This is a genomic window from Oleiphilus sp. HI0123, from assembly GCF_001635315.1.
The window spans coordinates 1-404 of the sequence record NZ_LWGE01000724.1 but is presented as its reverse complement, the minus strand read 5'-3'; the positions used below and the strand labels follow the sequence as shown (position 1 = coordinate 404).

The window sequence follows — 404 nt, the reverse complement described above, 5'->3', positions numbered from 1 at the left end:
TTCCATTGCACAAGTACATAGCGCCACGCTACATTCAGGTAAAGAGGTAGTCGTCAAAGTCATTCGTCCTGGCATTGAGCGAACCATCGACCAAGATATTGCCGTCATGCTGTTCTTTGCTCTGGTTCTGGAAAACTATTGGGTGGATGGTAAGCGACTTCACCCGGTACAGGTCGTAAGAGATTATGAAAAAACAATTTACGATGAGCTCGACCTGCAAAGGGAAGCAGCAAATGCCTCCCAGATCCGTAGAAACTTTCTAGATTCTGAACTGATCTACATCCCGGAAATTCATTGGGACTACACTAACCAGCACGTTCTGGTCATGGAACGGGTGTATGGTATTCCTGTTGCTGACGTTGACGCGCTGAGAACCGCCGGGGTCAACCTGAAAGCACTTGCCG

At 48.3% G+C, this 404-nt stretch carries 1 protein-coding gene; it reads left to right on the top strand.

The features are described from left to right. On the top strand, nt 1-404 hold a 404-nt coding region (locus A3761_RS06460), incomplete at both ends, for an AarF/UbiB family protein (protein ID WP_231881180.1).